Here is an 11,028-nt window from a genome sequence, read left to right as displayed (position 1 = left end):
CGTTTGTCAGTGTAAGGTTGCATACAATATCTTCACAGCCCCGACCGGTATAAGTACCCGCCGGGGCTTTAATTTATGGCGTTATAACACTTCATGTACGAACTTATCCAAAAAGCTTTGCTTAACTGCGACCCCGAAAAGAGTCACGATTTCAGTATTAAATGGTTACACCGCACCCAGCGCACACCGCTGTCGGCACTGTACCGGGTAAACACTCCGGATAAGCCGGTTACGGTTGCTGGTGTTACCTTCAGAAATCCGGTAGGGCTTGCTGCCGGCCTGGATAAAAACGGTGAGTGCATTGATGCGTTTGCCGCTATGGGCTTTGGTTTTATCGAAGTTGGGACAGTCACACCTCGTCCGCAGCCGGGTAACCCCAAGCCGCGCTTGTTCCGTTTACCGGAAAAAAACGCCATCATTAATCGCATGGGGTTTAACAATAAAGGCGTAGATTATCTGGTTGAGCAAGTTAAAGCCAGTCGTTACGACGGCGCATTGGGCATTAACATTGGTAAGAACAAAGATACCGAAGAAGCCAACGCGCTGGATGACTACTTAAAGTGCCTCAACAAGGTATACGAGCATGCCAGCTACGTGACCATTAATATTTCCTCGCCAAACACGCCGGGACTGCGCAACCTGCAGTATGGCGAAGCGCTGGAAGCCCTGCTGGGTGGTCTTAAGGAAGCCCAGGGCACACTGGCTCAGGTACACGGTAAATATGTACCGCTGTTTATAAAAATTGCGCCGGATTTAACGCCTGAAGAAGTGAATGGCATCGCCGAATCGCTGATCAAATCAGAAATGGACGGCGTTATCGCCACCAACACAACGCTGGATCGCGAGGCAGTACAAGGCCTCGAACATGCCAATGAAGCCGGTGGCTTAAGCGGTGAGGTACTGGTTAATCAAAGCCAGTTGATCACCGAACAATTACACACAGCACTCAATGGTAAGATGCCCATTATCGGTGTTGGCGGTATCCATGATGTTGCCAGTGCTAAGGCCCGAATGGCAGCCGGTGCCGAGCTTATTCAGGTATATTCTTCTTTTATTTATCAGGGACCAGCGTTAGTTAAACAGCTGGTTGAAGGCCTTTAATGTCTGTTTCACAATCTCAGCCTGGATTTTTAGTTACCACCAGTCGCGGTCTCGACGAGCTGCTTAAACAGGAGCTCAGCGAACTTTGCCCTGATGCAGAGCTGGCCATCGCCCGCGGTGGGGTCAGAGTAAAAGCTAATCTACAGGCGGCCTACAAAGTATGTTTGTGGTCGCGCCTGGCTAACCGCGTGATCTGGATTTTAAACGAAGGTAACGCAGGAACGGCTGAAGAGTTATACGACAGCGCCCGTGACATCGACTGGTCGATGCACTTTGCCGTGAATAATACGTTTTCAGTGCAGTTTAATGGCAGCAGTAAAGCCATTAATAATACCCAGTTCGGTGCGTTAAAAATTAAAGATGCGATTGTCGATCACTTCTATGAAGAAGACGGTTCACGCCCCAATGTAGAGCGCGACTTACCAGATATGGTTATCAGTGGCCGATTGCATCGCGATAAAATACTGATTGGTATTGAGCTCTCTGGCGGCAGTCTGCACCAGCGGGCCTACCGTCAGGATGCTGGTCTGGCGCCATTAAAAGAACATGTAGCGGCAGCCATGCTGATGCGTAGTGGCTGGGCAGCCAATATGGAGAAGCCGTTACTGGATCCTATGTGTGGTTCTGGCACGCTGGTCATTGAAGCTGCTCTAATGGCAATGCATAAAGCACCAGGTCTGGGCCGGCCGCGCTGGGGCTTCAGCAAGTGGCTGGGGCACCGGGAAAGTGACTGGCAGGCATTAATTGAAGACGCAAAGTCCGCACAAATTCAGCCCGACATTACATTATTTGCCAGCGATATCGACCGTAAGTTAATCGCCATTGCCAAACAAAATGCCAATGAGGCAGGGGTGTTTGAACTCATCGAGTTTAACGTGGCCGATGCGACTAAATTTACCCCGCCTGCAGCCATTAGCGAGCCGGGCTATCTGGTGTCTAACCCCCCATATGGCGAGCGTTTAGGTGAGCTCACCGAACTTATTCCGTTGTTCGCTCAGTGGGGCGAGCAATTAAAGCAACACTGGCAGGACTGGCAGGTGTCGCTGTTAAGCAGTAACCGGGAATTACTGCGGCTGTTAAAGCTGCGCGGCAATAAAGAATACAGCCTGATGAACGGTAAGCTCGAGTGTAAACTGGTTAATTACCAACTCGATGCCAACAACTGCCAACAGTTCGGTGACAGTCAGGATAACGACTTTGCCAACCGGCTGAAAAAGAATCTTAAAAAGCTTAAGCCCTGGCTCAAAAAGCAGGATACCAACTGCTATCGTATTTATGATGCCGATTTGCCCGAATACAACGTAGCCATTGATGTGTACGATGATTGCCTGGTAGTGCAGGAATACGCGCCGCCTAAAACTATCGATGCCGAGAAAGCTCGTCGCCGCCTGCAGGAAGTGCTGCTGTATTTACCTGCTGTCACAGGTGTACCGGCTAAGCAAATCATGCTCAAAGTACGTGAGCAGAAAAAAGGCAAACAGCAGTACGAAAAGGTTAACACCACCGGTAACCGTAAAGTGGTGTGGGAAAACGGCGCCAAACTTTACGTTAATCTCACCGATTACCTGGATACCGGGCTGTTTCTGGATCACCGTATTACCCGCCAGAAAGTTCGTCAGATGGCCAAAGGCAAAGACGTACTGAACCTGTTTTCCTATACCGGCAGTGTATCGGTTGCGGCAGCGCTTGGCGGTGCCCGCTCGGTGACGACGGTAGATATGTCCAACACCTACATTAACTGGGCGAAAGACAACTTTAAACTGAATAAACTTAACGGGGCGTACCACTTTGTACAATCCGATTGTTTGCAGTGGTTAGTAGGTCATAATGGTAAGTACGACCTGATTTTTGTCGATCCGCCGTCATTCTCCAACTCTAAGCGAATGGATACTACCTGGGACGTACAGCGTGACCACGTGATGTTATTAACCCAGGTTCGTCGCTGTCTGAATCCGGGCGGTACCATTGTGTTTTCTAACAATAAGCGTGGGTTTAAACTGGACAACGACGCCATGGCAGAGCTAGGTTTAGCGGTTGAGAATATCTCTGCGCAAACCATACCGCAGGATTTTGCCCGCCACAGTAATATTCACCAGTGCTTTGTGCTGACCTTATCATGAAGATAACGTTTTTTACCGGCCCACAGTGCTGTTTATGTGACGATGCGGATGAGCTGCTCAGGCAATCATCCGTATACGAGCAACTGCAAATTACCAAACATAATATCCGTGATAATACCGACCATTATCATCTGTATGCGGTGCGTATACCGGTATTAAAGCGTGAGGATAACGGCGCCGAACTGGGCTGGCCGTTTACGCTCGATGAACTGGAGCTGTTTCTGAAGTGAGTGTGTTACAACTTAAAAATATATCTGTGCTATTTGGCACGCCGCCTTTGCTCGACGGTGTTGAACTGGTGGTTCAACCGGGCGAGCGGGTGTGTATTGTTGGCCGTAACGGCAGCGGTAAATCAACCCTGATGAAAGTGATCAGCGGCGATGTGATCCCCGATGACGGCCAACGTGTTGTGGAACGGGATACCATTATTGCTCGCCTTGAGCAGGATCCGCCACAAACCACTGATATCGCCTTATTTGATTACGTGGCCGAGGGGCTCGCTGAAGTAGGCGATATTCTGAAAGGCTACTTTAAGCAAATTCAGCTGGTCACAGAGGATCCCAGCGAAAAGAACCTCAACAAGTTGCAGTCGCTACAGGAGCAGCTTGAAATTCAGAATGCCTGGCAGTTTGAACAAAAAATCGAACAGACACTGACCATGCTACAACTGGACGGTAATGCCTCGCTGGCATCGCTGTCGGGTGGTTGGCGACGCAAAGCCGCGCTGGCGCGCTCGCTGGTACGATCGCCGGATATCCTGTTGCTCGATGAGCCCACCAACCACCTGGACGTGCAGATGATCCGCTGGCTGGAGCAGAGCCTGCAGCAGTATCAGGGGGCTATCGTATTTATCAGCCACGACCGGGCGTTTATCCGAGCCATGGCTACCCGCATTGTGGATCTTGACCGAGGCCAGCTCACCAGCTACCCGGGTAATTATCAGACATACCTGGATAAAAAAGAGCACGACCTTGAGGTTGAGGCCAGCCAACAGGCTGAATTTGATAAAAAGCTGGCTCAGGAAGAAGTGTGGATCCGTCAGGGCATCAAAGCCCGCCGTACCCGCAATGAAGGCCGCGTGCGGGCGCTGAAAAAGCTTCGCGAAGAACGTGCCGCACGCCGTGAACTCACTGGCAACGCGGCTATGGCGCAGCACACCGCTGCCCGTTCTGGCAAATTGGTATTTGAAACCCAGGCCTTATGCTACGCCATTGAAGGCAAGACAATCGTACAAGACCTGGATTTAACCGTACTCAGGGGCGATAAGATTGCCCTGATAGGCCCGAATGGCTGTGGTAAAAGTACCTTAATTAAGTTGTTGTTGGGCGAGCTTACGCCGGCATCCGGCAGTAGCCGCCAGGGCGCCAACCTGGAAGTGGCCTATTTTGACCAGCATCGTCTGGGCCTGGATTTAGAAAAATCAGTTATTGATGTAGTGGCCGATGGTAAACGGGATTTAATGGTCAATGGCCATCCTCGCCATGTTATCAGCTATCTGCAGGATTACCTGTTTACCCCAGAGCGGGTAAATGCGCCGGTGAAGTCGTTATCCGGTGGCGAGAAAAATCGTCTGATGATAGCGCGGTTAATGCTTAAACCCAGTAATGTGCTAATTCTCGACGAACCAACCAATGATTTGGATGTGGAAACTCTCGAAATGCTCGAGACTTTGTTGATTAATTACACAGGAACAGTGATTTTAGTCAGCCACGATCGCGAATTTGTTGATAATGTTGTAAATTCCAGTTTGCTGTTTACAGAAAACGGTAAAGTAGAGGAGTTTGTCGGCGGTTATTCTGATATTGAAAGCTGGTATGCCGGTCAGGGGAAATCAATTTATATTTCTTCTTCCGCTAAATCGGTAAAAAATGAAACTAAATCAGAAAAAGTCAGTCCGACTGCAAAGGCTTCTCCGCGCAAGGCGAAAAAGTTATCATATAAAGATCAACGCGAACTCGATAACTTACCTGCGCTAATTGAGAAACTGGAAAAGCAGGTCGAAGAACAACAGACGCTGGTTAATGATCCTGAATTCTTTAAGCAGGATAGTGAACAGACCAGCGCCGTACTCAATGCGCTTGCAGAGAGTGAAGAACAATTATCCCAAGCCTATGCGCGCTGGGACGAACTAGAAAGTATGCTGGAAGATTGACAGCAGTAAACAGGATTTTGAATGAAACTAAAACAGCTTGCATCTGCAGTAATCCTTGCAACCTCCGCAGTCACTGCCGTTGCGGTATCGCCATTAGCGACTGCAGCAACCTATGATTTAACCCTGGCTCCGGTGCAGGACAAGTCATTCTTTAACTTTGCCCAGTCCATTGATAACACAGGCACCATGGTGATGGTGAGTGAGTCGGAATATAACCCGCCTATAGATCTGTCGATTCTGGACTTTGAAAACGAAACATTTACCAATAACTTCGAAGATCCCGAAGCCGTCCAACAGGGCGTATTCAGCAATGCCGACTACCAGGCACTGTATGCCTACATTGTTAACGGTCGTAGTGGCAGCAGCGGTATTAATATTCTTATTCAGTCATTAGCGACTTATCGTAGTTACCATGGCGATACGGTTACTGCTGATTTAATCCCGGGTTTTGATGTTATTGATGAAACCTTCGAAGATTACACCCGCAGTGCCTACAGCCAGGTAAATGACTCAGTAAGCGGCGACTTTTTTGTGGGTGCCGGCAGCACACCTTTTTTCAAAGTGGATTACACTGATGAAGACGGTGATGAGTTTACTTATATCGTAAACGACACCCTGACTCAGGCTTTTGTTGAAGCTAATGGTGTAACCACGGCATTACCACCAACCATGCCAGACGATACCGGTATTAATGGCTTCAGTGAAGCCTTTGCCATTAATGAACCGTTGCAGGTAGCCGGCTGGGGCAGTGTTTCGCTTACCGAAGATTATCAGACGGATATCGACGAGTGCTATGATGATGAAACCCGGGGTGATACGCCGATTGAACTGTGTATCTACAACCTGGCCAGAGGCATTACGGCTGGCAGTTACCGCCGCGCGGTAACCTGGCAACTGGATGCCCAGGGCAACGTATTATCCTCTACCCAGTACGGTATGGTGTTCGAGCCAGCAGAAGATGAAGACTCTACGGGTTACACCAGTACAGCTTATGGCATCAATAACAATGGCATCGCAGTAGGTACCTCTCATACCGGTGAGCGTATTATTTACACACTACCAGGCGGCCGGGCAGCTTATTACGCCAATATTGTGGCTGCTACCTTTGCCAATGGTGAAACCACAGAGCTATTACCCCGTGAAGAGAACCTCAGTAGTTCAGCGGTAGATATTAACGACGATAACTGGGTTGTTGGTACTGTGCTACGTGAAAACAACGGTGTGGCCCGTAACCAGATGTTTATCTACAACATCGACAGCGGTGAGGCCGAATATCCGCAAGGTTTCTTCCAGACAGCAGCGGTTACTCCTCGTGCTATAAACAATAACGGCATTGTTGTAGGCGAGGGCGAATACGAGTCAGATGTACAGACTGGTCGTCAGTTACGCGCCTTTATGTACGACATGAATGTGGGTGAATTTATTGATCTTAATACCCTGCTTACTTGTGAACAGCGTGAACAATACACGCTGGTAAGCGCCATGGACATAAACGATAATGACGAAATTATTGCAAATGCCCGCTACATTTCAACACAGCGCTACATTACCGGTGAAGAAGTATTAACCGATGCCGGCGATACTGTTGAGACAGACCGCGTTGTGGCCGTTAAGCTTACGCCTAACAGCACCGGTAGCATTGAGCAGTGCGAGGGTGTTGAAGAAGCACCTTATGAGCGTCAGGGAGCCTCAGCAAGCTGGTATGGTATTGCCTTATTATCGCTGCTGGCTGTGTTCCGCCGTCGCGTTAAAAAATAAACAACCGCTAAGCGAGTAACTATTAAAAACGCCCGGCAATCAGCCGGGTGTTTTGTTACTGACCAACACTAATAATAAAACCAACACTATGCAGCAATGTATCAGGGAACTGTGGATATTCGGGCTTAAACAGGCCAATGCCTGTATATTCGGCGGCTTTTTACTGGCGCTCATGATAGGCACGAACCTCTGGTATCCGCTTGATAGTTTACATCGCTACGACTTTATCTTTATCGCCGCGATTGTATTTCAGGTTGCTTTGTTGGCTTTTAAACTGGAAACGCTCAGGGAGTCATTGGTCATCATCGTTTTTCATCTGGTGGCCACGGTGATGGAATTATTTAAGACCTCAGATGCCATAGGTTCCTGGACGTATCCTGAAGCTTATGTCTTTGGCATCGGCAATGTGCCTTTGTTTACCGGTTTTATGTACAGCGCGGTGGGGAGCTATATTGCCCGCGTTTGGCGGATATTTGAGTTTGAATACAGCCATTATCCGCCCGTAAAACTCACCGTGATTTTAGTTTGCCTGATCTATATTAATTTCTTTTCGCATCACTTTATTGCCGATTTTCGCTGGCTGTTACTGGCTGCTACCGTGGTCATGTTTTACCGCACCCGCATCTATTTCAGGATCATTAAAACGCACCGCTATATGCCGTTGCTGGTGGGCTGGTTTCTGGTGGCGTTATTCATTTGGTTTGCAGAAAATATCGCAACATTTGCTAATATCTGGATATACCCTAATCAGCATGAACAATGGCAAATGGTGCCATTAGCCAAGTTGAGTTCGTGGTATTTGCTGATGTTGCTGAGCTTTGTGCTGGTATCGCTGATTAACACCCTGAATATTCGTCAAAATAAGCGCTAAGTAAAAGCTATATAAGCACAAATTTCAGCTCAAAAATGGTCATAATTCCACCTGTACCAACTTGCAATGCTTTTTAGACCAATTACTTTTAAATGCTGAAACAATTATGAAAAAAAATTGTAATGTAAAATGAATCGACATTTCAGATCGTTATAGTTTGTCAAGCGTAAAAAAAACGAATCGCTCTTGAACCAAAACAAGCCTTGCACTATCTAATAAATGGTGCTCAGAAAACGCCACACTACCACTTATTATGTATTGAGTTGCTGGCCTATTCTGTTCACTGTTAACCCAACAAATGAGGCTATTCAATGAAAAGACAAAAAAGAGATAAACTGACTCGCGCTCACGCTAAAGGCTATCAGGCAGGAATCAGCGGTCGCTCTAAGGAAATATGTCCCTTTCAAACGAGCGATACTCGCTCAGAATGGTTAGGCGGGTACAGAGAGGCCATGGAAGACCGCCAGTTAGGTGTGGTGGTTCGTTAACATCTCTTGAGTCAAAGCCCCGTAAAAGGGGCTTTTTTCTTGGCTACACCAATAGCACACAGGCTATCAGTCAAAGACACCCGCTGATATTAGAAAGCGCTGGTATCCTGGAAAAGACCCACTTTCAGATCTTTCGCAGAGTAAATTTCACGGCCATCAACTTCTACAATACCGTCGGCAAGACCCATAAATAAACGGCGCTTAACAACACGCTTCATCTGAATTTTGTAAGTCACTTTCTTCGCCGTAGGCAGGATCTGACCGGTAAATTTCACTTCACCAACACCTAATGCGCGGCCTTTACCCGGACCACCGCTCCAGCCCAGGAAGAAACCCACCAGCTGCCACATGGCATCAAGACCCAAACAACCAGGCATTACCGGATCGCCAGGGAAATGGCAGTCAAAAAACCATAAATCGGGAGTGATATCTAATTCAGCAATAATCTGGCCTTTACCAAACTCGCCGCCTTCATCAGTGATCAGACTCACACGGTCCATCATAAGCATGTTAGGAGCCGGAAGCTGGCTGTTGCCCGGGCCGAACATTTCGCCGCGACTACAGGCTAACAGGTCTTCTTTGTTAAAACTGGATTGTTTCGTTGTCATTGGATTCCCATCGATTATTTTTAACGTGCGTAATTTAGCGAACACTTGTACGCTAAACAACTCTGAACAGTAATTTTTTTGCCGTGAGGCAAGGATATACTCTAATTTTAGGCTAAAATGCGCGAAGTGGTGCACAAGCTTAGTGACCACCTTTGATTCAGGGAACTAAACGGCCGTTGTTGCACTACCAAATTTTCGACTAATTACAGGGTATCATGACAGAATCTAAGAAAAATCCACGAGCTAATGCTGATAAACAAAAACGCTTCCGCGAACGCCAGCGTGAAGCCGGTAAGCGTCAGGTCAGAGGTTATGTGACGCCTGAGGCATTAAGCTGTTATGAAGAAATACAGGAAAAGACCGGCTGGAATGACAGTGAAGTGCTGTCAAACTCTATTCGGTTAATGTATGCGGCGTACCGCTGTGGCCAGGTTAAGCTGTTAAACGAGTGGCTTAAAGATCACGACCGTTAGCCGCAAACTACTTTGACCGGCTCAGGACCAGAGACTGGTGAACTTACCGTCGGGATCGTACATCTGCGCTTGTTTCTCAATATTGAAATGGCGCAGACCCCGGGGGTCGCTGCCTACACCAGCCAGATACTGCCAGTTTCCCCAGTTGGCACCCACATCGTAATCAATTAGTTGCTGTTCAAAATAGGCTGCGCCATATCGCCAGTGCTCACCGAGTTCGTTAACCAGATAGCTGGCCGCCCATTGCCTGGCCCGGTTCGACATATAACCGGTCGCATTTAATTGTCGCATACAGGCATTGATGTGGGCGTTGTCAGTGGTGCCTTGTTGCCAGTCCAGCAACGAAGCAGAGGGCTGCATGTTGGCAGCTGTTTGCTGTTGTATACCGCCCGGGGCAAACCACTGCGCGCCATGTTTTACTTGCAACCACCAGAAGAATTCCCGCCACAGTAATTCAAAATAGAGCCAGTAGGTCGAATCGTTAGCACCGTGCTCTGCTTCAAAACGTTTTAATTCTGCATAAATCCGGCGCGGAGAAATACACCCGTTGGCCAGCCAGGCCGAAAATTTACTCGAATAATCCCAGCCGTCCAGGCCGTTGCGTGTTTCTTTGTACTGACTAATAAGGTGTTTGTCGAAAAAGTAATACTTGAGCTGCTTTTGTGCGGCATGTTCTCCGCCGTTGTAGGAGGAAGAGTTGCCACGCTGTAATGGCAGTGATGGCCAGTCGGTTTGCAGCGCAATAGGAGGCGGTGGTATCAGCGCGACGGGCTCTGCAGGAGCAAGTGGTGTAATGGCTTTTTCAACCTTCTTACGAAACGGGCTGAATTTATCAGGCATCGTGTTTACTTCAAACGGCAGGTCTGTTGGCTTAAACAGGCTGTTATTACTGCCAGTAACCACATGCACGCCGGGATACTTTGAGGTAAGTTGCTTAAGCTGTTCCCGTTCATTCAGGCCCGGATATTCGCCGACACCAAGTATATCAACGTCATAAGCCTTTATGAGCTGAGCAATCTCTTCTACTGGCTCGCCGGTAACAACCAGCAGCGTTTGCTGATAGTTATTTAATTGCTGATTCAACGCATAAAGCGATTCGTACAGAAATTGTTGGCGGTGGTGACCCATGGCGCAATAGCCAAACTGGTTGCGGGTAAACCAATCCTCATCGATGCAATACACCAGCAGTAACTTTTGACAACGAGAGACCAGCTCAGTGAGGACTGGCTGGTCGTCGAGGCGCAAATCGTGTCGGAACCAGTACAGGCCCGTTTTGGAAGAAGTCATATTCATAGCAGTCTTTACGATGTCCTTATCGATATGGATTTAAGCATAGATGAGAAAAATTAAAAAAACAGTCCGCCCGTTTTAATGGCTAAATATACCCACCATCTATGGCGGTAATTGCGATCGTTTTCAGGTGCTTTACGTACAAAGCAAGGCACATCAAAAACAAC

General features: G+C 48.1%; 10 protein-coding genes. 8 read left to right on the top strand and 2 right to left on the bottom strand.

The features are described from left to right. The first annotated feature begins 93 nt into the window (after window positions 1–93). From pyrD to rmf, 7 genes are all read left to right on the top strand, one after another. Window positions 94–1,101: a quinone-dependent dihydroorotate dehydrogenase gene (gene pyrD / locus D9T21_RS22445; RefSeq protein WP_123327385.1), complete on the top strand. Its 1,008-nt coding sequence runs from the start codon at window positions 94–96 to the stop codon at window positions 1,099–1,101. Further along, on the top strand, window positions 1,101–3,221 hold the full coding sequence (gene rlmKL, locus D9T21_RS22440) for a bifunctional 23S rRNA (guanine(2069)-N(7))-methyltransferase RlmK/23S rRNA (guanine(2445)-N(2))-methyltransferase RlmL (RefSeq protein WP_123327384.1): 2,121 nt from the start codon (window positions 1,101–1,103) through the stop codon (window positions 3,219–3,221). The genes pyrD and rlmKL overlap by 1 nt, the downstream gene beginning before the upstream one ends. Continuing rightward, complete coding sequence (locus tag D9T21_RS22435; RefSeq protein WP_123327383.1) at window positions 3,218–3,451, top strand: glutaredoxin family protein; 234 nt, start codon at window positions 3,218–3,220, stop codon at window positions 3,449–3,451. Before rlmKL ends, D9T21_RS22435 begins: the two co-directional genes overlap by 4 nt. Beyond that, window positions 3,448–5,373 carry an ATP-binding cassette ATPase Uup gene (gene uup / locus D9T21_RS22430; protein WP_123327382.1) on the top strand — a complete coding sequence of 642 codons (1,926 nt, stop codon included), beginning with the start codon at window positions 3,448–3,450 and terminating at the stop codon, window positions 5,371–5,373. Before D9T21_RS22435 ends, uup begins: the two co-directional genes overlap by 4 nt. 21 nt (window positions 5,374–5,394) lie before the next feature. Continuing rightward, on the top strand, window positions 5,395–7,131 hold the full coding sequence (locus D9T21_RS22425) for a DUF3466 family protein (RefSeq protein ID WP_123327381.1): 1,737 nt from the start codon (window positions 5,395–5,397) through the stop codon (window positions 7,129–7,131). A 52-nt stretch (window positions 7,132–7,183) separates the two neighbouring features. After that, window positions 7,184–8,002 carry a DUF817 domain-containing protein gene (locus D9T21_RS22420; protein WP_241155795.1) on the top strand — a complete coding sequence of 273 codons (819 nt, stop codon included), beginning with the start codon at window positions 7,184–7,186 and terminating at the stop codon, window positions 8,000–8,002. Between the two features lie 311 nt (window positions 8,003–8,313). Then, window positions 8,314–8,490: a ribosome modulation factor gene (gene rmf / locus D9T21_RS22415; RefSeq protein ID WP_105936351.1), complete on the top strand. Its 177-nt coding sequence runs from the start codon at window positions 8,314–8,316 to the stop codon at window positions 8,488–8,490. Between the two features lie 89 nt (window positions 8,491–8,579). On the opposite strand, the gene fabA is transcribed toward rmf, so the two are convergent. After that, entirely contained in the window at window positions 8,580–9,098 is a 519-nt protein-coding gene (gene fabA, locus D9T21_RS22410; RefSeq protein WP_123327380.1) for a 3-hydroxyacyl-[acyl-carrier-protein] dehydratase FabA, read from the bottom strand. 215 nt (window positions 9,099–9,313) lie between these two features. Here fabA and D9T21_RS22405 point away from each other — a divergent pair, with 215 nt between their 5' ends. Next, window positions 9,314–9,571: a hypothetical protein gene (locus tag D9T21_RS22405; RefSeq protein ID WP_123327379.1), complete on the top strand. Its 258-nt coding sequence runs from the start codon at window positions 9,314–9,316 to the stop codon at window positions 9,569–9,571. Between the two features lie 21 nt (window positions 9,572–9,592). On the opposite strand, the gene D9T21_RS22400 is transcribed toward D9T21_RS22405, so the two are convergent. After that, window positions 9,593–10,864: a DASH family cryptochrome gene (locus D9T21_RS22400; RefSeq protein ID WP_123327378.1), complete on the bottom strand. Its 1,272-nt coding sequence runs from the start codon at window positions 10,862–10,864 to the stop codon at window positions 9,593–9,595. Window positions 10,865–11,028 lie beyond the last annotated feature (164 nt).

Source organism: Marisediminitalea oceani (assembly GCF_003731635.1).
Taxonomy (GTDB): domain Bacteria; phylum Pseudomonadota; class Gammaproteobacteria; order Enterobacterales; family Alteromonadaceae; genus Alteromonas; species Alteromonas oceani.
This window is presented reverse-complemented; position numbering and strand designations above follow the sequence as displayed.